The 21,364-nt window shown below is 63.2% G+C and carries 18 protein-coding genes; 10 read left to right on the top strand and 8 right to left on the bottom strand.

Features of this window, described 5'->3' with window-relative positions; translation table 11 throughout:
- Positions 1-40 precede the first annotated feature (40 nt).
- Positions 41-2,221 (top strand): polyphosphate kinase 1, encoded by a 2,181-nt coding sequence (gene ppk1, locus ABZO33_RS14100; protein ID WP_414536557.1) that lies wholly within the window; start codon positions 41-43, stop codon positions 2,219-2,221.
- Here the strand turns inward: ppk1 and ppx are convergent.
- Positions 2,208-3,710: an exopolyphosphatase gene (ppx, locus tag ABZO33_RS14095; protein WP_414536529.1), complete on the bottom strand. Its 1,503-nt coding sequence runs from the start codon at positions 3,708-3,710 to the stop codon at positions 2,208-2,210. The two genes, ppk1 and ppx, sit on opposite strands and share 14 nt — an antisense overlap.
- 243 nt (positions 3,711-3,953) lie before the next feature.
- Here ppx and trxA point away from each other — a divergent pair, with 243 nt between their 5' ends.
- From trxA to ABZO33_RS14070, 5 genes are all read left to right on the top strand, one after another.
- On the top strand, positions 3,954-4,283 hold the full coding sequence (trxA, locus tag ABZO33_RS14090; RefSeq protein WP_414536528.1) for a thioredoxin TrxA: 330 nt from the start codon (positions 3,954-3,956) through the stop codon (positions 4,281-4,283).
- 310 nt (positions 4,284-4,593) lie between these two features.
- Positions 4,594-5,853: a transcription termination factor Rho gene (rho, locus tag ABZO33_RS14085; protein WP_011536308.1), complete on the top strand. Its 1,260-nt coding sequence runs from the start codon at positions 4,594-4,596 to the stop codon at positions 5,851-5,853.
- Between the two features lie 161 nt (positions 5,854-6,014).
- Positions 6,015-7,481, top strand: coding sequence for a 4-hydroxy-3-polyprenylbenzoate decarboxylase (gene ubiD, locus ABZO33_RS14080; protein ID WP_046857534.1), 1,467 nt, complete (start codon positions 6,015-6,017; stop codon positions 7,479-7,481).
- Positions 7,481-8,449 (top strand): CDP-6-deoxy-delta-3,4-glucoseen reductase, encoded by a 969-nt coding sequence (locus tag ABZO33_RS14075; protein ID WP_414536527.1) that lies wholly within the window; start codon positions 7,481-7,483, stop codon positions 8,447-8,449. The genes ubiD and ABZO33_RS14075 overlap by 1 nt, the downstream gene beginning before the upstream one ends.
- Before the next feature lie 347 nt (positions 8,450-8,796).
- Positions 8,797-9,447, top strand: a complete 651-nt coding sequence (locus ABZO33_RS14070) for a gamma-glutamylcyclotransferase (protein ID WP_414536526.1) — start codon at positions 8,797-8,799, stop codon at positions 9,445-9,447.
- 16 nt (positions 9,448-9,463) lie between these two features.
- On the opposite strand, the gene tcyN is transcribed toward ABZO33_RS14070, so the two are convergent.
- Genes tcyN through tcyJ form a run of 3 tightly spaced genes read right to left on the bottom strand, consistent with a single transcriptional unit; the run spans position 9,464 to position 11,686 of the window.
- Positions 9,464-10,225, bottom strand: a complete 762-nt coding sequence (gene tcyN / locus ABZO33_RS14065; protein ID WP_414536525.1) for an L-cystine ABC transporter ATP-binding protein TcyN — start codon at positions 10,223-10,225, stop codon at positions 9,464-9,466.
- Position 10,226: 1 nt separating this feature from the next.
- Positions 10,227-10,895 carry a cystine ABC transporter permease gene (gene tcyL, locus ABZO33_RS14060; protein WP_414536524.1) on the bottom strand — a complete coding sequence of 223 codons (669 nt, stop codon included), beginning with the start codon at positions 10,893-10,895 and terminating at the stop codon, positions 10,227-10,229.
- A complete protein-coding gene (tcyJ, locus tag ABZO33_RS14055) occupies positions 10,892-11,686 on the bottom strand; it encodes a cystine ABC transporter substrate-binding protein (protein WP_414536523.1) in 795 nt (264 codons plus the stop codon). Before tcyJ ends, tcyL begins: the two co-directional genes overlap by 4 nt.
- Before the next feature lie 246 nt (positions 11,687-11,932).
- On the opposite strand from tcyJ, the gene epsC reads away from it, so the two are divergent.
- Together epsC and betT are read left to right on the top strand one after the other, a co-directional pair.
- Complete coding sequence (epsC, locus tag ABZO33_RS14050; protein WP_414536522.1) at positions 11,933-12,871, top strand: serine O-acetyltransferase EpsC; 939 nt, start codon at positions 11,933-11,935, stop codon at positions 12,869-12,871.
- A 256-nt stretch (positions 12,872-13,127) separates the two neighbouring features.
- Positions 13,128-15,089 carry a choline transporter BetT gene (gene betT, locus ABZO33_RS14045; protein ID WP_414536556.1) on the top strand — a complete coding sequence of 654 codons (1,962 nt, stop codon included), beginning with the start codon at positions 13,128-13,130 and terminating at the stop codon, positions 15,087-15,089.
- An 83-nt stretch (positions 15,090-15,172) separates the two neighbouring features.
- Here the strand turns inward: betT and tauD are convergent, their stop codons facing one another.
- From tauD to tauA, 4 genes are read right to left on the bottom strand one after another with little or no spacing between them, the layout of a single operon-like run.
- Complete coding sequence (tauD, locus tag ABZO33_RS14040) at positions 15,173-16,006, bottom strand: taurine dioxygenase (protein WP_414536521.1); 834 nt, start codon at positions 16,004-16,006, stop codon at positions 15,173-15,175.
- Between the two features lie 48 nt (positions 16,007-16,054).
- Positions 16,055-16,894: a taurine ABC transporter permease TauC gene (gene tauC / locus ABZO33_RS14035; RefSeq protein WP_414536520.1), complete on the bottom strand. Its 840-nt coding sequence runs from the start codon at positions 16,892-16,894 to the stop codon at positions 16,055-16,057.
- A complete protein-coding gene (gene tauB, locus ABZO33_RS14030; RefSeq protein WP_414536519.1) occupies positions 16,891-17,670 on the bottom strand; it encodes a taurine ABC transporter ATP-binding subunit in 780 nt (259 codons plus the stop codon). The genes tauC and tauB overlap by 4 nt, the downstream gene beginning before the upstream one ends.
- 13 nt (positions 17,671-17,683) lie before the next feature.
- Positions 17,684-18,655 (bottom strand): taurine ABC transporter substrate-binding protein, encoded by a 972-nt coding sequence (tauA, locus tag ABZO33_RS14025; RefSeq protein WP_038707155.1) that lies wholly within the window; start codon positions 18,653-18,655, stop codon positions 17,684-17,686.
- Positions 18,656-19,156: 501 nt separating this feature from the next.
- Between tauA and ABZO33_RS14020 the strand changes: the two genes are divergently transcribed.
- Together ABZO33_RS14020 and ABZO33_RS14015 are read left to right on the top strand one after the other, a co-directional pair.
- Positions 19,157-20,521 carry an OprD family porin gene (locus tag ABZO33_RS14020; RefSeq protein ID WP_414536518.1) on the top strand — a complete coding sequence of 455 codons (1,365 nt, stop codon included), beginning with the start codon at positions 19,157-19,159 and terminating at the stop codon, positions 20,519-20,521.
- Positions 20,522-20,685: 164 nt separating this feature from the next.
- Entirely contained in the window at positions 20,686-21,324 is a 639-nt protein-coding gene (locus tag ABZO33_RS14015) for a peroxiredoxin (RefSeq protein ID WP_028689219.1), read from the top strand.
- Positions 21,325-21,364 lie beyond the last annotated feature (40 nt).

Here is a 21,364-nt window from a genome sequence, read left to right as displayed (position 1 = left end):
CCCTGTCGAAATCAAGGATGCCCAGGCCGTGCCCGAAGAGATGGTGCAGACCCCGCCCGACCTGCCGGCGGTAGTGGAGCCGGAGCCGGTCGTCGAAGCCACTCCGGCACCAGCGCCTGTGCCGGCCCCGGCGATCGCCGTGCCGAGCCTGGACGACAGCAGCCTGTACATTCATCGCGAGCTCTCGCAGCTGCAGTTCAACATCCGCGTGCTGGAGCAGGCGCTGGACGAATCGTACCCGCTGCTTGAGCGCCTGAAGTTCCTGCTGATCTTCTCCAGCAACCTCGACGAATTCTTCGAGATCCGCGTGGCGGGCCTGAAGAAGCAGATCAACTTCGCCCGCGAGCAGGCTGGCGCCGACGGCCTGCAGCCGCATCAGGCGCTGGCGCGCATCAGCGAGCTGGTGCACCTCGAGGTGGATCGCCAGTACGCGATCCTCAACGACGTGTTGCTGCCGGAGCTGGAAAAACACGCCATTCGTTTCATCCGTCGGCGCTACTGGACGCCCAAGCTCAAGACCTGGGTACGCCGCTTCTTCCGCGACGAGATCGCGCCGATCATCACCCCGATCGGCCTCGACCCGACCCACCCGTTCCCGCTGCTGGTGAACAAGAGCCTGAACTTCATCGTCGAGCTCGAGGGTGTCGATGCCTTCGGCCGCGATTCGGGCCTGGCGATCATCCCGGCGCCGCGCCTGCTGCCGCGGGTGATCCGAGTGCCGGAGGACGTGGGTGGACCTGGCGACAACTATGTGTTCCTGTCGTCGATGATCCACGCCCACGCCGACGACCTGTTCCAAGGCATGAAGGTCAAGGGCTGCTACCAGTTCCGCCTGACCCGCAACGCCGACCTGGCGTTGGACTCGGAAGAAGTCGACGACCTGGCCCGTGCCCTGCGCGGCGAGCTGTTCTCGCGCCGCTACGGCGATGCGGTGCGCCTCGAGGTGGCGGATACCTGCCCGAAACACCTCTCCGACTACCTGCTCAAGCAGTTCAGCCTGAGCGAGAGCGAGTTGTACCAGGTCAACGGCCCGGTCAACCTGACCCGCCTGTTCAGCATCACCGGCCTCGACAGCCACCCGGAGCTGCAGTACACGCCGTTCACCCCGGCAATCCCCAAGCTGCTGGTGAACGCCGACAACATCTTCAGCGTGATCGGCAAGCAGGACGTGCTGCTGATGCACCCGTTCGAGTCGTTCACCCCGGTGATCGACCTGTTGCGCCAGGCCGCCAAGGACCCGCACGTGCTCGCCGTGCGCCAGACGCTCTATCGCTCGGGCGCCAACTCGGAGATCGTCGACGCCCTGGTGGACGCGGCGCGTAACGGCAAGGAGGTCACCGCGGTGATCGAACTGCGCGCGCGCTTCGACGAAGAGTCCAACCTGCAGATGGCCAGCCGCCTGCAGGCCGCCGGCGCGGTGGTGATCTACGGCGTGGTCGGTTTCAAGACCCACGCCAAGATGATGCTGATCCTGCGCCGTGAGCAGGGCGAGATCGTGCGTTACGCACACCTGGGTACCGGCAACTACCACGCCGGCAACGCCCGCCTGTACACCGACTACAGCCTGCTGACCTCCGACGACGCCCTCACCGAGGACGTCGGCAAACTGTTCAGCCAGCTGATCGGCATGGGCAAGACCCTGCGCATGAAGAAGTTGCTGCACGCGCCCTTCACCCTGAAAAAGGGCATGCTCGACATGATCGCCCGGGAGACTCAGTTCGCCCTGGAGGGCAAGCCCGCGCACATCATCGCCAAGTTCAACTCGCTGACCGACGCCAAGATCATCAAGGCGTTGTACAAGGCCAGCCAGTCGGGCGTGCGCATCGACCTGGTGGTGCGTGGCATGTGCTGCCTGCGTCCGGGCATCCCGGGGGTGTCGCACAACATCCACGTGCGCTCGATCATCGGTCGCTTCCTCGAGCACACCCGGGTGTTCTACTTCCTCAATGGCGGCGAGGAGCAGATCTACCTGTCCAGTGCCGACTGGATGGAGCGCAACCTCGACAAGCGTGTCGAGACCTGCTTCCCGGTGGAAGGCAAGAAGCTGTTGCTGCGGGTCAAGAAGGAGCTGGAAGGGTATCTGACCGACAACACCCAGGCCTGGACCCTGCAACCGGACGGACGTTACGTGCGCAGCACCCCGACCGGCAACCAGAACCCGCGCAGTGCCCAGTCGACCCTACTGGAGCGCCTGAGCAACCCGGTCCTCAACGTACGCTGAGGACGAAGCCGACCCGGGCCAGCCACTCCGCCTCGTTGGCGAAGTCGGCCTGGGTCAGCTGGTTTTCTTCCAGCCAGTTTCCTGGGAAGACCACTTCGAGGCTGTCGTCGCCGGCCTGCAGCACCACTTTCGGCATCTGCTGGTTGCCGCGGATATGGTGGAACAGGATAGCGAAGCGCAGCAGCACGCACAGGCGGATCAGCTTGATGCCTTCGTCGCCGAACTCGGCGAACTTGTCCTTGGGAATGTTGCGGCGATGGCCGCGCACCAGCAGGGCCATCATCTGCTGGTCCTCGCGGGAGAAGCCAGACAAGTCGGAGTGCTCGATCAGGTAGGCACCGTGCTTGTGGTAGTGGTAATGGGCGATATCCAGACCCACTTCGTGCACTTTCGCCGCCCAACCCAGAAGATCGCGCCAGTTGCCGTCCTCAAGGTCCCATGCCTTGGCCACCTGGTCGAAGGCGTGCAGCGCCTTGCGTTCCACGCGGGCGGCCTGGCCTTGATCGACGTGGTAGCGCTCCATCAGCGAGTTCAGGGTACGCTCGCGCACATCTTCGTGATGGTGGCGGCCCAGCAGGTCGAACAGCACGCCTTCGCGCAGGGCACCGTCGCAGTGTTCCATGCGCTGAAGCTCCAGCGCATCGAAGATCGCCTCGAGGATGGCCAAGCCCGCCGGGAAGATGGTCCGGCGATCGGGCTTGACCCCTTCGAAGTCGATCTTGTCGGTCTCGCCAAGCTTGAACAGCTTGCGCTTGACCCAGGCCAGGCCCTCGGCATTGACCTCGCCGTTGCCCAGCCCGCCGGACTTGATGGCGGCGCCGATGGCGCGGATGGTCCCGGACGAGCCGATGGCTTCGTCCCAGGTCAGGCGGTGCAGGGCGTTCTCGATGCTCATCAGCTCCAGGCGCGCGGCGGTGTAGGCCTGGGCATAGCGCGCCGGGGTGATCTTGCCGTCGCGGAAGTAGCGCTGGGTGAAGCTGACGCAGCCCATCTGCAGGCTTTCGCGCAGCAGCGGCTCGAAGCGCTGGCCGATGATGAACTCGGTACTGCCGCCGCCGATGTCGGCGACCAGGCGCTTGCCCGGGGTGTCGGCCAGGGTGTGGGACACGCCCAGGTAGATCAGGCGCGCCTCTTCACGGCCGGAAATGACCTCGACCGGATGACCGAGGATGGCCTCGGCGCGCAGGATGAATTCGTTGCGGTTGCGTGCTTCGCGCAAGGCGTTGGTGCCGACGATGCGCACCGCGCCCTGGGGCATGCCGTTGATCAGCTGGGCGAAGCGCTTGAGGCATTCCAGGCCGCGCTGCATGGCTTCTTCGCTGAGCTTGCGCTCATCGTCGATGCCGGCGGCGAGCTGAACCTTTTCTCCAAGCCTTTCGAGGATGCGGATTTCCGTGTGATGGGCCTTGGCCACGACCATGTGGAAGCTGTTGGAGCCCAGGTCGATGGCGGCGATCAGAGACAGGTTCTTCGCGGTGGTATGCGGCATGGTCTGGAGGTTCTCGGTCGTTAACCCGGCAATCGTGCCACGATCGCGGGTCTACGCCAACGAGCGGCACTGCAAGGCTTGATGCATGGCAATGTCATAGCAATGTTATGACCGTGATATGACGGTTTCGATTCGTGGCGTCTTGCACAACTATAGTTACACTCAATCAGCTGTGGCTTCCTGTCGCGCCTGGGTGCGGCTATGATGGGCAACGTTTTTTGTGCTTACGACCTGGAGATATCCATGAGCAGCGATCTTATCAAACATGTCACCGACGCCAGCTTCGAAGCCGACGTACTCAAGGCTGAAGGCGCGGTGCTGGTCGACTACTGGGCTGAATGGTGCGGCCCATGCAAGATGATCGCGCCGGTACTGGACGACATCGCTTCGGAATATGAAGGCAAGGTGACCATCGCCAAGCTGAACATCGACGAAAACGCCGAGACCCCGGCCAAGCACGGCGTGCGTGGCATCCCGACGCTGATGCTGTTCAAGAACGGCAATGTCGAGGCGACCAAGGTCGGCGCGCTGTCCAAGTCGCAGCTCAAAGCGTTCCTCGACGCCAGCCTGTGATGTGAAGAAGCCCCGCAAATGCGGGGCTTTTCTTTATCTGTTGTAGGTGGTTTCCCTGGGGGCTGGCGAGCCCCGGCCCTGCGGCCATCCAGTCGGATAGCCCCGTAAAACACTGGCCAAAACCACTAGACGTCGAAAAAAGCAAGTGTTACATTCGGCCTCGCACTGCTTCTCCAGTGCCCTCTGCACGCCGTCGCCGAAGCATCCCTAATTCGAATCAGTACGCGATCCTGTCGCCATCTAGCGGCGCGGCCTCATTAAGCCAACTGCTTAATTTTTCCCTTCCTTACATGATTACGTCACTCCCCTTATGAACCTGACAGAACTCAAGCAAAAGCCGATTACCGATCTTTTGGAAATGGCCGAACAGATGGGCATCGAAAACATGGCCCGTTCGCGCAAACAGGACGTGATTTTCGCCCTGCTGAAAAAGCATGCGAAAAGCGGCGAAGAGATCTCGGGTGACGGCGTGCTGGAGATTCTCCAGGATGGTTTCGGTTTCCTGCGTTCGGCGGATGCCTCTTACCTGGCCGGCCCTGACGACATCTACGTTTCGCCCAGCCAGATCCGTCGCTTCAACCTGCGCACCGGCGACACCATCGTCGGCAAGATCCGCCCACCGAAGGAAGGCGAGCGTTACTTCGCGCTGCTGAAGGTCGATACCATCAACTTCGACCGTCCGGAAAACGCGAAGAACAAGATCCTCTTCGAAAACCTGACGCCGCTGTTCCCCAACAAGCGCCTGAAGATGGAAGCCGGCAACGGCTCCACCGAAGACCTCACCGGTCGCGTCATCGACCTGTGCGCCCCGATCGGCAAAGGCCAGCGTGGCCTGATCGTCGCTCCGCCGAAAGCCGGTAAGACCATCATGCTGCAGAACATCGCGGCCAACATTACCCGCAACAACCCCGAGTGCCACCTGATCGTCCTGCTGATCGACGAGCGCCCGGAAGAAGTGACCGAGATGCAGCGCACCGTGCGCGGCGAAGTGGTCGCCTCGACCTTCGACGAGCCGCCGACCCGCCACGTGCAGGTCGCCGAAATGGTCATCGAGAAGGCCAAGCGCCTGGTCGAGCACAAGAAAGACGTGGTCATCCTGCTCGACTCCATCACCCGTCTGGCGCGTGCCTACAACACCGTGATCCCGAGCTCCGGCAAGGTGCTGACCGGTGGTGTCGACGCCCACGCCCTGGAGAAGCCGAAGCGCTTCTTCGGTGCCGCGCGTAACATCGAGGAAGGCGGTTCGCTGACCATCATCGCCACCGCGCTGGTCGAGACCGGCTCGAAGATGGACGAAGTGATCTACGAAGAGTTCAAGGGCACCGGCAACATGGAGCTGCCCCTGGACCGTCGTATCGCCGAGAAGCGTGTGTTCCCGGCCATCAACATCAACAAGTCCGGTACCCGTCGCGAAGAGCTGCTGACCGCCGACGACGAACTGCAGCGCATGTGGATCCTGCGCAAGCTGCTGCACCCGATGGACGAGATCGCCGCCATCGAGTTCCTGGTCGACAAGCTCAAGCAGACCAAGACCAACGATGAGTTCTTCCTGTCGATGAAGCGCAAGTAAGCTTCCCGGCCAGGTACTGAAAGGGGCTGCTTTGCAGCCCATCGCCGGCGAAGCGGCGATGGGATCGCGAAGCGGCCCCTTTTCATTTTTTGCCCCCAAACAAGGCGTGAACGGCGCTACACTCTGCACCCCGACCGATACGCCCAACACGAGGCCCTTGCATGCAGTATCGCGATCTACGCGACTTCATTCGTGGCCTGGAACAGCGCGGTGAACTCAAGCGCATCCAGGTTCCCATCTCCCCAGTTCTGGAAATGACCGAAGTCTGCGACCGCACGCTGCGCGCCAAGGGCCCGGCCTTGCTCTTCGAGAAGCCCACCGGCTTCGACATGCCGGTGCTGGGCAACCTGTTCGGTACCCCCGAGCGCGTGGCCATGGGCATGGGCGCCGAGTCGACCGAAGAACTGCGCGAGATCGGCAAGCTGCTGGCGTTTCTCAAGGAGCCCGAGCCGCCGAAGGGCCTGAAGGATGCCTGGTCGAAACTGCCGATCTTCAAGAAGGTCGTGTCCATGGCGCCGAAGGTGGTCAAGGACGCGGTATGCCAGGAAATCGTGGTCGAAGGCGATGACGTCGACCTCGGCCAACTGCCGATCCAGCACTGCTGGCCGGGTGATGTAGCACCGCTGATCACCTGGGGTCTGACCGTGACTCGCGGGCCGAACAAGGACCGCCAGAACCTGGGCATCTATCGCCAGCAGGTGATAGGCCGCAACAAGGTGATCATGCGCTGGCTGAGCCATCGTGGCGGGGCGCTGGACTACCGCGAATGGTGCGAGAAGCATCCTGGCCAGCCGTTCCCGGTAGCCGTGGCGTTGGGCGCGGACCCGGCGACCATCCTCGGTGCCGTGACCCCGGTCCCGGACACGCTGTCCGAGTACGCCTTCGCTGGCCTGTTGCGTGGCAACCGCACCGAACTGGTCAAATGCCGTGGCAACGACCTGCAGGTGCCGGCCACCGCCGAGATCATCCTCGAAGGCGTGATCCACCCCGGCGAGATGGCCCCGGAAGGCCCGTACGGCGACCACACCGGCTACTACAACGAAGTGGACAGCTTCCCGGTGTTCACCGTTGAGCGCATCACCCACCGGCAAAAGCCGATCTACCACAGCACCTACACCGGCAGGCCGCCGGATGAGCCGGCGATTCTCGGCGTGGCGCTGAACGAAGTGTTCGTGCCGATCCTGCAGAAGCAGTTCCCCGAGATCACCGACTTCTACCTGCCGCCGGAAGGTTGCTCGTACCGCATGGCGGTGGTGACCATGAAGAAGCAGTACCCGGGCCACGCCAAGCGCGTGATGCTGGGTGTGTGGTCGTTCCTGCGACAGTTCATGTACACCAAGTTCGTTATCGTCACCGACGACGATATCAACGCCCGTGACTGGAACGATGTGATCTGGGCCATCACCACGCGCATGGACCCCAAGCGTGATACGGTGATGATCGACAACACCCCGATCGACTACCTCGACTTCGCGTCGCCGGTGTCGGGCCTGGGGTCGAAGATGGGCCTGGACGCCACGCACAAATGGCCGGGCGAGACTACACGCGAATGGGGCCGGGTCATCGTCAAGGACGAGGCCGTCACCCGCCGTATCGATGAGCTGTGGGACCAGTTGGGAATAGATTGATGCAGGTAACCTTGCAGCCTTCCGGGGCGGTACTGGCGGTCGAACCGGGKGAAAGGATTCTGGATGCGGCACGGCGCCTGGGCTATGACTGCCCGAACAGCTGCCGCAACGGCAACTGCCATGTGTGTGCCGCGCTGCTGGTGGAAGGCAGTGTTCGCCAGGAAGGCCAGGTGCGCGATCACGGTGAGCTTTTCACCTGTATCGCCGAGCCGCTGGAGGACTGCGTGTTGCTGTGGGATGGTGTGCTGGCCCTGGGCGAGCTGCCGGTGCGCAAGCTGGCCTGTACCGTGAGCGAGTGCGTCGAGGTCGGCGGCGATGTCTGGCGCGTATGCCTGCGCGCACCTGCCGGCAAGCCGCCGCGCTATCACGCGGGGCAGTACCTGATGATCGAGCGCGAGGGCATGGAAAAGGCAGCGTTCTCCCTGGCATCGGCGCCCCATGGCGGGCGCGACCTGGAGCTGCATGTGCTGGCCCGCGAAAGCAGCGCGGTGCAGTTGATCCAGCAGTTGCAGCGTAATGGCCTGGCGCGCATCGAGCTGCCGTTCGGCGACGCCCACCTGGCGGAGCTGCCCGACGGCCCTCTGGTGCTGATCGCCGCCGGCACCGGCATGGGCCAGATGCACAGCCTGCTCGAACACTGCCGCGCACAGGGGTTCAAGCATCCGGTGCACCTGTACTGGGGCGTGCGCCGGCCTGAAGACTTCTACCAGATCGAGCACTGGGACGAGTGGGAGCGCTTGCCCAACCTGTTCCTGCACAAGGTGGTCAGCGACCTGTGTGGCTGGGAAGGACGCTGCGGCCTGCTGCACGAGGCGGTGTGCGAGGACATCGGCGACCTGAACCAGGTGCACGTCTATGCCAGCGGCTCGCCGAACATGGTTTACGCCACCCTCGATGCATTGGTCGAGGCAGGCATGGATGCCCACCGCATGCGGGCTGACGTGTTTGCCTACGCGCCACGTGGATGAAGTAACCCGGCACGTTGCAAGGGCGTGCCGGGTTTAATAACCAAGTGTTTTCCTGCTGATTATATGGCGGCGATTGTTACCGGTGCGGGTAATAAGTTTCGCTATACTCGGACTATTAGTTCCCGTTCAGCGGATGCTTTAATGAAATCCTGTTTTTGGGGTTGAGTGCAAAGTGCGTTCTGCCTTACGTTAGGTGCCAGGTTAATCGCGGGGCAAGCCCGCTCCCACGCTATCTTGGTGGGACCTCGGTGGGGCCTTGAGGCAGCGGGCTTGCCCCGCGACAACGACCGGACAGGCACTGCAATACACGTACTTTGGTAGTTCACAGGAAATAATGGCGGCAGCTCATGTCGACACTTGAAAGTTCATCCTGGCAAGTCTCCTATCCGCCGTCGCTCGACTTCGGCCAACAACTCACCGCCGAACAATTGCATCGCTCGATGCAGGACACCATGTCCCAGCACGAAGGCGGCCCGGTCTGGCTGTTCGCCTACGGTTCGCTGATCTGGCGCCCCGAATGCAACTCGGTCGAGCGCCAGCGGGCACGGGTGCATGGTTACCACCGCGGGCTCTACCTGTGGTCCCACGAACACCGTGGCACCCCGGAGTGCCCGGGCCTGGTGTTTGGCCTGGACCGCGGCGGCTCCTGCAGCGGCTTCGCCTTCCGTCTGGACGAAACCAACCTGCATGACTCGCTGATGGCACTGTGGCAACGCGAGATGCCGTTCCCGGCCTATCGCCCGCATTGGCTGAGCTGCCGCCTGGACGATGGCAGCAAGGTGCAGGCACTGGGCTTCGTGCTGGAGCGGCACCTGCCGTGCTACGCGGGCAACCTGCCGGACACCCTGCTCAGCCAGATCCTCGCCAGCGCCAAGGGGCGCTACGGCACCACGCGCGATTACGTCGAGCAGACCCTCAACGCCCTGCGCAGCCACCAGATGCCCGATCGCAACCTGGAAGCGCGCTTCAGGCGGTGCCACAACCTGCGCGAGGCGTGAGCCCCGCGCATCGGGCTCATTCCTGGCCGGCGGTGGTACCGAGGAACTTGCGCAGGAACTGGCGGGTGCGTTCTTCCTTCGGATTGGCGAACAGCGCCTTGGCCTCACCCTGCTCGACGATCACCCCCTTGTCGAAGAAGATCACCCGGTTGGCGACATCGCGGGCGAAGCTCATTTCGTGGGTGACGATGATCATGGTGCGCTTTTCCTCGGCCAGGCCGCGGATGGTTTCCAGCACTTCGCCGACCAGTTCGGGGTCGAGTGCCGAGGTGGGCTCGTCGAACAGGATCACCTCAGGCTCCATGGCCAGGGCGCGGGCGATGGCCACCCGCTGCTGCTGGCCGCCGGACAGGCGGCGCGGGTAGGCGTCTTCCTTGCCCGCCAGGCCGACCTTGGCCAGCAGGCGCCTGGCCAGCTCGATGGCCTTGTCGCGGGGCGTCTTCTTGACGATCACCGGCCCTTCGATGACGTTTTCCAGGGCGGTGCGGTGAGGGAACAGGTTGAAGTTCTGGAATACGAACCCGGCCTGTTGGCGCAGGCGGCGGATCGCACCCTGCTGGCCACCCAACGGACGGTTGGCGTCGATGCTGATATCGCCGATCTGGATGCGCCCGGCATCGGGGGTTTCCAGCAGGTTCAGGCAGCGCAGGAAGGTGGTCTTGCCCGAGCCGCTGGGGCCGATGATGGCCACCACTTCGCCGGGCTGCACGCTCAGGTCGATGCCGTTGAGCACGGTCTGGCCCTTGAACTGCTTGGTCAGGCCTTCTACTACGATCATCTCAGTGCTCCTGGTCGTGCTGGTTGACCCGCGCTTCCATGCGGTTCTGGAAGTGCGCCAGGATGCTGCAGAGGATCCAGTAGACCACCGCGACAGCCAGGTACATGGTGAAGACTTCGAAAGTCCGGGCGGTGATCAGCTGCGCCTGGCGGAACAGCTCGGGCACCTGGATGGTCGCCGCCAGGGCGGTGTCCTTGACCAGCGAGATGAAGCTGTTGCCCAGCGGCGGCAGGGCGGTGCGCAGGGCCTGCGGCAGGATCGCCCGGCGCATCGCCTGGGTGCGGGTCATGCCGATGCTGGCTGCTGCTTCCCACTGACCACGGTCGATCGAGGAGATCGCCGCGCGGAGGATTTCGCAGATGTACGCCGCCATGTTCAACGACAGGCCGATCAGCGAGGCCGGGATCGGGTCGAGCTCGATGCCGATCTGCGGCAGGCCGAAGTAGATCACGAACAGCTGCACCAGCAGCGGCGTGCCACGGAAGAACGACACGTAGATGCGCGCCAGCCAGTCCAGCGGCAGGATCTTCGACAGCCGCATCAGCGCCAGGGCGAAGCCCAGCACCAGGCCAAAGAACATGCCGCCGACGCTGAGTAGCACGGTATAACCCGCGCCCTTCAACAGGAAGGGCGCGGAATCGATAACGAGTTGCAGGCTTTCAGCGATCATTTGGTGACATCGGCACCGAAGTATTTCTCGGACAGCTTGGCCAGCGAGCCGTCGGCCTTGAGCTTGTCGATGGCCTTGTTCAGCGCCTCAAGCAGCTCTGGTTCACCCTTGCGCAGGGCCACGCCGCTTTCCAGGCGCGAGAAGGCGTCGCCGGCCAGATCGGTGTCCTTGAATTTCTGGGCGTACTCCAGGGCGGCCAGGCGGTCGATCAGGATGGCGTTGATGCGGTTGTTGCGCAGGTCGGCGAACTTGGTCGGGTCGTCGTCATAGGTACGCACGTCGGCATTCGGAACGTCCTTCCTCACCCATTGCTCGTAGTTTGTGCCCAGGCCCACGCCCACTTTCTTGCCGGCCAGGTCCTGGGCGGTCTTGATGTTCAGTTGCTCGACGTTCTTCTTCAGGACCAGTGCCTGGATGCCGGAGATAGTGTAGGGCTCGGAGAAATCGTACTTCTTCTTGCGTTCCTCGGAGATGGTCACCTGGTTGATCACCACGTCGAGGCGCTTGGATTCCAGTGCGGCAAGGATGCCGTCCCACTTGGTCGGCTGGACCTTGGCCTTGACCCCCAGTTCCTTGGCCAGCAACTCGGACAGCTCGACCTCGAAGCCGGTCAGCTTGCCGTTCTTGTCCTGGAAGCTGAACGGTGGGTAGGTGCCCTCCAGGCCGACGTTGATCACGCCTTTTTCCTGGATGGTCTTCAACTGCTCGCCGGCAAAGGCCTGGCCGAGCAGGCCGGCGCCGAGCAGGAACGCCAGGCTGGCGTTGAGAAGGGGTTTGGCGAATTTGGTCATGGCATGCCCCGCGCTTGTTGTGGAAGTAGTGAGGTGGCGACTATAGAGGTGGGCTTCATAGGCCGGGAAATAATAAAAAATCAGGTTGTTATTCCCAAGCTGCAAATTGCAGCGGCTTATACCCGACTTAGCTCAGGATGGAATAAAGCGTTGTTTTTTCCAAGAGGCAGATTTGACGTATCGTGTTTTACACCTCCTTGTAGGAGCGTATGCATACCGAGAAAGCCGCCTGGCAGGAGAAACACCGTGAGCGAACAACCATCAACCGGGCACTGGCAATTGCAGGGTATCGTCAGTGGCCTGCGCAGCGCCCGTGAACAGTGGCGCAGCAGCAATGGCCGCAGCAGCGGCGAGCAGGGTGGGCGCGAGCTGCCGTCGCGCGAGGCGCTGCGGCAGATCCTCGAGCAGTTGTGCGGCGCGCTGTTCCCCATGCGCCTGGGGCCGGTGGACCTGCGCGAAGAGAGTGAAGACTTCTATGTAGGCCACACCCTCGACGCTGCGCTGACCGCACTGCTGACTCAGGCGCGCCTGGAGCTGCGTTACGCGGCGCGCCATGGCAAGACCGATGTAGTCGATGTCGATACCCACGCCCTGCGCCTGATCCAGGATTTCGCTGCGGCCCTGCCAGCACTGCGCGTGCTGCTGGACACCGACGTGCTCGCCGCCTACCACGGCGACCCGGCGGCGCGCAGCGTCGATGAGGTGCTGCTGTGCTACCCGGGTATCCTTGCAATCATCCACCACCGGTTGGCCCATCACCTGTACCAGGCCGGGCTACCGCTGCTGGCGCGGATCAGCTCGGAGCTGGCGCACTCGGCCACCGGCATCGACATCCACCCCGGCGCGCAGATCGGCCCGAGCTTCTTCATCGACCACGGCACCGGCGTGGTGATCGGCGAGACCGCGATCATCGGCGAGCGGGTGCGTATCTACCAGGCCGTGACCCTGGGCGCCAAGCGCTTCCCCAGTGACGAGTCGGGCACCCTGCACAAGGGCCTGGCGCGGCACCCGATTGTCGAGGACGACGTGGTGATCTACGCCGGCGCGACCATCCTCGGGCGGATCACCATCGGCAAGGGTTCGACCATTGGCGGCAACGTCTGGCTGACCCGCAGCGTGCCGGCCGACAGCAACATTACCCAGGCTAATCTGCAGCTGGATTGCGAGGGCAAGAAAGCCCTCTAGCTCAGGGCTTGTAAGGCGTGGCGGCGGGACTTCCCGCTGCCACCTCGATCACGCCCTGGAGCGGCATCGGGTCGCATTGAAATCCAATCCATGTTTAACTTGAACGCTTGTTCAACGAAAAACGCTGGTCCATTGCCGGTGTTCAAAAGGAGGAATCGCCTTTGCTGAACCCGTTCAATCCGAACCTCACGTCCCGTGACGAGGTGCCCGTTCGATGAGTGCACCGACCCCCGACCTTGCCAACGGCAAGATCCGCATGAACCCCCCCGTGTTCTATTTCGCGGCAAGCTTCATCCTCATTTTCGGCCTGATCGTCATCGCCCAGCCCCAGGCGGCCGGCGAGTGGTTGCTGGCGGCGCAGAACTGGGCGGCCAACACGGTCGGCTGGTACTACATGCTGGCCATGACCCTGTACCTGGTCTTCGTGGTGGTCACTGCCTTGTCCGGCTACGGCAAGATCAAGCTCGGTGCCGATCATGACGAACCCGAGTTCAGCTACCTGTCCTGGGCCGGCATGCTGTTCGCCGCCGGCATCAGCATCACGCTGTTCTTCTTCTGCGTCTCCGAACCGCTGACCCACATGCTCCAGCCGCCGCAGGGCGAGGCGGGCACGGCCGAGGCCGGGCGCCAGGCGATGCAGGTACTGTTCCTGCACTGGGGCCTGCACGGCTGGGGCGTATTCGCCTTCGTCGGCATGGCGCTCGCCTACTTCGCCTACCGCCACAACCTGCCGCTGGCCCTGCGCTCGGCGCTGTACCCGCTGATCGGCAAGCGCATCAACGGGCCGATCGGCTACGCGGTGGATGGCTTCGGCATCATCGCCACGGTGTTCGGCCTGGGCGCCGACATGGGCTTTGGCGTGCTGCACCTGAACGCAGGCCTGGACTACCTGTTCGGCATCAGCCACAGCCAGTGGGTGCAGGTGATCCTCATCACCCTGATGATGGGCGCGGCGGTGGCCGTGGCGGTCGCCGGGGTGGAGAAGGGCGTGCGGGTGATGAGCGATATCAACCTGTTCCTGGCCTGCGCGCTGCTGCTGTTCGTGCTGTTCGCCGGGCCTACCCAGCACCTGTTCAACACCCTGATCCAGAACCTCGGCGACTACCTTGGCGCGCTGCCGCGCAAGAGCTTCGATGTGTACGCCTACGGCGAGCAGCGCGACTGGCTGGGCGGCTGGACGGTGTTCTACTGGGCCTGGTGGATTGCCTGGGCGCCGTTCGTGGGGTTGTTCATCGCCCGTATCTCGCGGGGCCGGACCATCCGCGAGTTCGTCTTTGGCGTGCTGCTGATCCCGCTGGGCTTCACCCTGGCGTGGATGTCGATCTTCGGCAACAGCGCCCTCGACCAGGTGATCAACCACGGCATGACCGCGCTCGGCCAGTCGGCCCTCGACAACCCGTCGATGAGCCTGTACCTGCTGCTGGAAACCTACCCGTGGAGCAAGACGGTGATCGCCGTGACGGTGTTCATCAGTTTCGTGTTCTTCGTCACCTCGGCCGACTCCGGCACCGTGGTGCTGTCGACGCTTTCGGCCAAGGGCGGCGGCGCCGACGAGGACGGCCCGAACTGGCTGCGGATCTTCTGGGGCGCGATGACCGCGCTGATTACCAGCAGCCTGCTGTTCGCCGGCAGCATCGATTCGCTGAAGTCGGCGGTGGTGCTGACCTCGCTGCCGTTCTCGCTGATCCTGCTGTGCATGATGTGGGGGCTGCACAAGGCCTTCTACCTGGAAAGCCAGCGGCAGATCGCGCAGATGCATTCGCTGGCGCCGTTCGCCCAGTCCCGGCGCGGGCGTGGCGGCTGGCGCCAACGCCTGAGCCAGGCGGTGCACTTCCCGTCTCGGGACGAGGTGTATCGCTTCATGGACGACGTGGTGCGCCCGGCCATTGCCGAAGTGCGTGAAGTGTTCGAGCAGAAGGGCCTGGTGCTGATCACTCAGGACGACCCGAGCCACGACAACGTCAGCTTGAAAATCGGCCATGGCGAGGAGCAGCCGTTTATCTACCAGGTGCAGATGCGCGGTTACTTCACGCCATCGTTCGCCCTGGGCGGGCTGGGCACCCAGGACTTGAAGAACCGCCGCTACTACCGTGCGGAGGTGCACCTGTCCGAGGGCAGCCAGAACTACGACCTGGTGGGCTACAGCAAGGAGCAGATCATCAACGACATCCTCGACCAGTACGAGCGGCACATGCAATACCTGCATCTGGTCAGGTAGATCGCTGGCTTCCACAGGGTTGTTGCAAAACCTGTGGGAGCTGGCTTGCCAGCGAAAGGAGGCCAAAGGCCTCCCCCGATCTTTCAGAAAGGCGCATCCCCCAGGATGGTTGCCCGATGCATCACCCGCCGGCTGGGCCGGTAATCATCCACCGCAAAGTGCTGCGTTACGCGGTTGTCCCAGAACGCCACGTCATTTTCCTGCCAACGCCAGCGGATGCTGAACTCCGGCCGCGTCGCATGGGCGAACAGCAGCTTGAGCAGCGCCTCGCTCTCCAGTTCGTTCAGTTCGTTGATCCGCGTGGTGAACCCCTCATTGACGAACAATGCCTTGCGCCCGCTGACCGGGTGGGTGCGCACCACCGGGTGCGACAGCGGCGGGTTGTTGCGCCGGGTCGCCTCCCAGCGTGCCAGGTCCTCGGGCGTGGTGCCGAAACGCTCCAGCGGGAACGACTTGGTGAAATCATGGGTGGCGGTCAGGCCGTCAAGCATCGTGCGCAGCGGCGCGGACAGCGCCTCGAACGCAGCGATGCCGCTGGCCCACAGAGTGTCACCACCAAAGGCCGGCAACTGCTTGGCGCTGAGCACCGCGCCCAGCGCCGGGGTGGGCAGGAAGGTCACGTCGGTGTGCCACACGGCGTTGTCGCGCACGTCGGTGACTGCGGTGTCGAGGATCAGTACCTGCGGCGTCTCCGGCACATTGGGGTAGATCGGGTGGATATGCAGGTCGCCGAAGCGGGCGGCGAAGCGCGCCTGCTGCTCGGGGGTGATCGGTTGGTCGCGGAAGAACAGCACCTGGTGTTCGAGCAGCGCCTGTTCGATGGCATCGCGCTGTTCGAGGGTGATATCGCGGCTGATGTCCACGCCGCTGATCTGCGCGCCCAGTGCCGGGCTCAAGGGGGTAACGGTCAGGCTCATGTCGTTTCTCGTTGCAGATGCCGGGTTGCCGGCGTGGTCATTCAGTGGTCAATGGCTCTGGCCGTGCCAGGGCACCAGCTTGCGCTGCAGGGCGCGCAGGCCCATCTCCAGGGCGAAGGCGATCAGGGCGATCAGCAGGATCCCCAGGACCACCACATCGGTGACCAGGAACTGCGCGGCGGACTGCACCATGAAGCCCAAGCCACTGGTGGCGGCGATCAGCTCGGCGGCCACCAGCGTCGACCAGCCAACGCCAAGGCCGATGCGGATGCCGGTGAGGATGTCGGGCAGTGCGCTGGGCAGGATCACATGGCGGATCAGTTGGATTTTGCTGGCGCCCAGCGACTGCGCGGCGCGCAGCTTTGCAGGGTCGACGGTGCGCACGCCGGTGGCGGTGGCGATGGCGATCGGGGCGAAGATCGCCAGGTAGATCAAAAGCACTTTCGACAGCTCGCCGATGCCGCACCAGATGACGATCAGCGGCAGGTAGGCCAGTGGCGGAATCGGTCGGTAGAACTCGATCAGCGGATCAAGGATGCCGCGGGCCACGCGGTTGTAGCCGATGGCGATGCCCACCGGGATGGCGGTCAGGGTGGCGGCCAGCAGCGCCAGGCCGATACGGCCCAGGCTTGCGCCCAGGTGCTGCCACAGGCTGGCGTCCATGTAGCCCTGGGTGAGCAGCGTCCAGCCCTTGGCCAGGATATCGGCGGGCGAGGGCAGGAACAGCGGCTCGATCCAGCCGGCTGCGGTTACCAGCCACCACACGAGTAGCAGGGTGGCCAGGGTGAGGACGCTGATCCAGCGGGTTGGCAAGGGCTTGCGGGTTTTCACGACAGGTGGCGTCCGTTGTGCCTGCTTGGCGGCGGCCGGCAATTCGATGCTGCTCATGCGGACTCCTGACGTTGCGAGAACACCCGCGCCAGTACGTGCTCGCGGGTTTCGATGAAGCGTGGATCGGACTTGATCGCCCGGGCCGACTCGCCAGCGGCGTAGCGCTGGCCGAAGTCCAGTTGCAGGCGCTCGACCACTCGTCCCGGATTGGGCGCCAGGAGCACCAGCTCGGTGGCGAGGAATACCGCTTCCTCGATGTCATGGGTGATCAGGAACACCGGTTTGGCGGTGCGCTGCCAGACCTGCAGCAGCAGCTCCTGCATCTGTTCGCGGGTAAAGGCATCGAGGGCGCCGAACGGCTCGTCCATCAACAGCACCCGCGGGTCGGCGGCCAGCGCCCGGGCCAGGCCTACACGCTGCTTCTGCCCACCCGACAGTTGCCAGATGCGCCGCTCGCCGAAGCCGGCCAGGTCGACCAGCGCCAGCATTTCGCGGGCCTTGGCTTCACGCAGGGCCCGAGGCACGCCGGCCAGCTCGAGGCCGAAGGCGACGTTGCCAAGCACGTCCTGCCAGGGCAGCAGGGCATCGTCCTGGAACACCACGCCGCGCTCGGCGCCCGGGCCTTGCACTGGCGCGCCGTCGAGGCTGATGCGCCCGCCGCTGGGGGGGACGAAGCCGGCGATCAGGTTGAGCAGCGAGGTCTTGCCGCTGCCGGAAGGCCCGAGGGCCACCAGCAGCTGGCGCGGGCCCAGGCTCAGGTTGATGTCGGCCAGCACCGGGGTTGCGGCGCCGGGGTACTGTGCGCTGATGCGCTCCAGTTCGAGCAAGGCCATGACGGGCTCCGGATCAGTTGGGCAGGTATTGGGCGCTGACGTAGGGCGCGTAGTCGGGCAGCACGGCGTCGACCTTGCCCTGCTGCTTGAGGAATGTGGCGGTGTCGGTCAGCGCCTGGGTGGTCGGTGCGCCCAGGGCGCTGGCCTGATCGGCGGCCAGTGGGTAGACGTTGCCCTGCAGCAGCACCGGAATATCGGCGGGCTTGGCGCCGGACAGCTTGACCAGCTTGGCGACGTTGTCCTTGTCGGCCAGCCAGGCTTGCGGGTCCTTGCGGTAGTCGGCGTAGGCGTCGAGTGTGACCTTGGCGAACGACTTGACGATCTCCGGGTGCTTGGCGGCGAAGTCCTTGCGCACGATCCAGGCATCGAAGGTCGGCGCGCCTTTCTCGGCCAGTTCACCCGAGGTGATCAGCACCTTGCCGTTTTCCTTGGCCACGCCCAGGGCCGGGTCCCAGACATAGGTGGCGTCGATGTCGCCGCGTTTCCAGGCGGCGATGATCGCCGGTGGCGCGAGGTTGAGGATCTGCACCTTCGACGGGTCGATGTTCCAGCTCTTCAGAGCGGCCAGCAGGCTGTAATGGCCGGTGGAAACGAACGGCACGGCGACTTTCTTGCCCACCAGGTCCTGTGGGGTCTTGATGCTGTCGCGGGCGACCAGGGCTTCGCCGGCACCGATCTGGGTGGCGATCAGGAAGGTCTCGACCGGCAGCTTGCGGGTGGCGGCGGCGGCCAGCGGGCTGGAGCCGAGGTAGCCGATCTGCACGTCGCCCGAGGCGACGGCGGTGATCACGTCGGCGCCATTGTCGAACTTGCGCCAGTCGATGCTGGCCTTGCTGTCCTTTTCATAGGTGCCATCGACCTGGGCCACCTTGGCCGGGTCGACGGTGGTCTGGTAGGCGACGGTCAGGTCGGCGGCCTGGGCCAGCCAGCTGGCACTGGCGAGGGTCAGGGCGGCGAACAGGCGCAGCGGAGCATGCGGGATCATGGTTGAACCTCTCGTCAGGCATTCGGGGATAGATGGCGAGAAGACTAGATGATCTAAGAAATATGAAATAAATAACTTTTTAGAATTAGCTTAAAAGCCAATCGCTCTGACCCCCGCCTGTAGGGGGCGGCGGTGCCGGTGGCGGAATCTCCCAAGCCAGCTAGGCTTGATCGGTTCCAACGGCAGGCCATCGGTCGTCACGTCTGCAAACGTTTGCACATAACCTAAAGGTATGATTGACGGCGTCGATACAACGATTTGTAGGAATGGTTCCGATGTTATTCCGTAAAAATCTTACAGATTCATAAAACGGTCATTTTGGATTTATAGGATTGTCATTATCCTGTAGCGCAGATCGACGGATTAGACCAAAGTCGCGAATCGATCGTTAGCGATTGACTTGGCGGTCACGCTTTAGGGCTAAATCGCCAATCCGGGTGAGTGGGGCAGCAGACTCCGCCGCTTGAGACGCACAAAAATTAGAACGTAGAGGAGCAAAACATGTACAAGTCCAGCCTGGCCCTGGCCGTGGCACTGGGGGTTCTCGCCCAACAAGCAGGCGCTGCCGGTTTCATCGAAGACAGCAAGCTGTCCCTGAGCTCGCGCACCATGTACTTCGACAACAACAACCGCGAAGCGCACGCCACCCCGGCAACAGCGACTCGTCCGGCCGGCAAGCGTCCGGATCAGCGTGAAACCGGTCAAGGTTTCAAGCTCGACTACATCTCCGGCTTCACTGAAGGCACCGTAGGCTTCGGTGTCGATGCCCAGGCCGTGTGGGGTATCCACCTCGATGGTGGCAAGGGCTACCACAAGTCCGGCTTCCTTCCGGACGATACTGACGGTTCGTCGGTAAGCCAGTGGGCACGTGTTGGCGCCAACGCCAAGGCTCGCTTCTCCAAGACCGAAGCGCATTTCGGTAGCGCCCTGGCACCGATGCTGCCGATCCTGGTCTCCAACGACGGTCGTCTGCTGCCGCAAACCTTCGAAGGCGCCACCATCACCTCGAAGGAAATCGACAACCTGACCATCAACGCCGGTCAGCTGACCCACGCGATGGGCCGTGCCTCGAGCAACCGTACCGGCCTGTCGGTCAACGGCGCGACCGCTGACAGCAACAAGTTCCGTTACGGCGGCCTGGACTACAAGCTCACTCCAGACCTGACCCTGCAGTACTACTACTCGAACCTGGAAGACTTCTACAAGCAGAGCTTCCTGGGCGCCACCCACGTGTTCAAGATCGCTGACGACCAGTCGTTCAAGACCGACCTGCGCTACTTCGACAGCAGCAGCGATGGCAAGAACGGCCACGGTGGCGGCTACAACTTCAACAACAACGGTGGTTATGCCAAGGAAACCGGCAAGGTCGACAACAAGACCTGGTCCGCCATGTTCACCTACACCCTCGGTGGCCATGCGCTGATGCTCGGCCATCAGCAGGTCAACGACGATGGTGGCTTCGTCTGGCTGAACCAGGGCGGTGTCGTTGATGGCAACGGCCGTGCAGAAGGTGCTGGCGGCGCCAGCTTCTACCTGTTCACCGACAGCATGATCAACCAGTTCGCCAAGGCCGGTGAAAACACCACCTTCGGTCAGTACTCCTACGACTTCGCCCGTCTGGGCGTGCCGGGCCTGAAGGCTTCGGTAGCCTACCTGCGTGGTCAGGATGGTCGTAGCACCGATGGCCACGGTACCTTCAGTGAGTGGGAGCGCGACGCTCGCGTCGACTACGTTCTGCAGGAAGGCACCCTCAAGGGCCTGGGCTTCAGCCTGCGTCAGGGTGTCTACCGCGGCACCGGTTCGGGCTCCGCGAACGACCAGGACCAGACCCGCTTCATCGTCAACTACACTTACGCCTTCATGTAAGTCGTAGCTGCACAAAGAAAGCCTCGCCTAGTGCGAGGCTTTTTTGTGTCTGCGAATCCGTATGCAATATGGTTATAAATAAATCGATATTTATTCTTTTTATTTTGATTCGGAAGCAGGCACATTGAACCCACAAGGCCAGACACAGCACAGGAGCCGCTTCCATGAGCCTAAAACTCGGCGATATCGCCCCCGATTTCGAACAGGATTCCAGCGCCGGCAAGATCCGCTTCCACGAATGGCTGGGCGACAGCTGGGGCGTGCTGTTCTCCCACCCGGCCGACTTCACCCCGGTGTGCACCACCGAGCTGGGCCTGACCGCCAAGCTCAAGGAAGATTTCGCCAAGCGCGGGGTCAAGGCCATCGCCCTGTCGGTGGACCCGGTCGACTCGCACCACAAGTGGATCGATGACATCAACGAGACCCAGAACACCGTGGTCAACTTCCCGATCATCGCCGACGCCGATCGCAAGGTCTCCGACCTGTACGACCTGATCCACCCCAACGCCAGCGACACCCTGACCGTGCGCTCGCTGTTCGTCATCGATCCGAACAAAAAGGTGCGCCTGACCATCACCTATCCGGCCAGTACCGGGCGCAACTTCAACGAGATCCTGCGGGTGATCGATTCGCTGCAGCTGACCGACAACTACAAGGTCGCCACGCCGGGCAACTGGCAGGACGGCGATGAAGTAGTGATCGTGCCTTCGCTCAAGGACGAAGATGAAATCAAACGGCGTTTCCCGAAAGGGTATCGGGCGGTGAAACCCTATCTGCGGCTGACCCCGCAACCCAATCGTTGAGGTATTCCTCGTTGCATTGCTCTTAGCCAAGCAGGGATCT

The organism is Pseudomonas sp. CAM1A, assembly GCF_047501685.1.
In the GTDB taxonomy this organism is placed as follows: Bacteria; Pseudomonadota; Gammaproteobacteria; order Pseudomonadales; family Pseudomonadaceae; genus Aquipseudomonas.
The sequence above is the reverse complement of the archived record's forward strand: the minus strand, read 5'-3'. Positions and strand labels throughout refer to the sequence as shown.

What these genes read in the sequence shown, in the direction of transcription:
- ABZO33_RS14020 (WP_414536518.1), top strand. Translation starts at nt 19,157, where the DNA reads ATGTACAAGTCCAGCCTGGCCCTGGCCGTGGCACTGGGGGTTCTCGCC.
- betT (WP_414536556.1), top strand. Translation starts at nt 13,128, where the DNA reads ATGAACCCCCCCGTGTTCTATTTCGCGGCAAGCTTCATCCTCATTTTC.
- tcyN (WP_414536525.1), bottom strand. Translation starts at nt 10,225, where the DNA reads ATGATCGTAGTAGAAGGCCTGACCAAGCAGTTCAAGGGCCAGACCGTG.
- tauD (WP_414536521.1), bottom strand. Translation starts at nt 16,006, where the DNA reads ATGAGCCTGACCGTTACCCCCTTGAGCCCGGCACTGGGCGCGCAGATC.
- trxA (WP_414536528.1), top strand. Translation starts at nt 3,954, where the DNA reads ATGAGCAGCGATCTTATCAAACATGTCACCGACGCCAGCTTCGAAGCC.
- ABZO33_RS14070 (WP_414536526.1), top strand. Translation starts at nt 8,797, where the DNA reads ATGTCGACACTTGAAAGTTCATCCTGGCAAGTCTCCTATCCGCCGTCG.
- tauB (WP_414536519.1), bottom strand. Translation starts at nt 17,670, where the DNA reads ATGGCCTTGCTCGAACTGGAGCGCATCAGCGCACAGTACCCCGGCGCC.
- ubiD (WP_046857534.1), top strand. Translation starts at nt 6,015, where the DNA reads ATGCAGTATCGCGATCTACGCGACTTCATTCGTGGCCTGGAACAGCGC.
- tcyJ (WP_414536523.1), bottom strand. Translation starts at nt 11,686, where the DNA reads ATGACCAAATTCGCCAAACCCCTTCTCAACGCCAGCCTGGCGTTCCTG.
- tcyL (WP_414536524.1), bottom strand. Translation starts at nt 10,895, where the DNA reads ATGATCGCTGAAAGCCTGCAACTCGTTATCGATTCCGCGCCCTTCCTG.
- tauC (WP_414536520.1), bottom strand. Translation starts at nt 16,894, where the DNA reads ATGAGCAGCATCGAATTGCCGGCCGCCGCCAAGCAGGCACAACGGACG.
- rho (WP_011536308.1), top strand. Translation starts at nt 4,594, where the DNA reads ATGAACCTGACAGAACTCAAGCAAAAGCCGATTACCGATCTTTTGGAA.
- ABZO33_RS14015 (WP_028689219.1), top strand. Translation starts at nt 20,686, where the DNA reads ATGAGCCTAAAACTCGGCGATATCGCCCCCGATTTCGAACAGGATTCC.
- ppx (WP_414536529.1), bottom strand. Translation starts at nt 3,710, where the DNA reads ATGCCGCATACCACCGCGAAGAACCTGTCTCTGATCGCCGCCATCGAC.
- tauA (WP_038707155.1), bottom strand. Translation starts at nt 18,655, where the DNA reads ATGATCCCGCATGCTCCGCTGCGCCTGTTCGCCGCCCTGACCCTCGCC.
- ppk1 (WP_414536557.1), top strand. Translation starts at nt 41, where the DNA reads ATGGTGCAGACCCCGCCCGACCTGCCGGCGGTAGTGGAGCCGGAGCCG.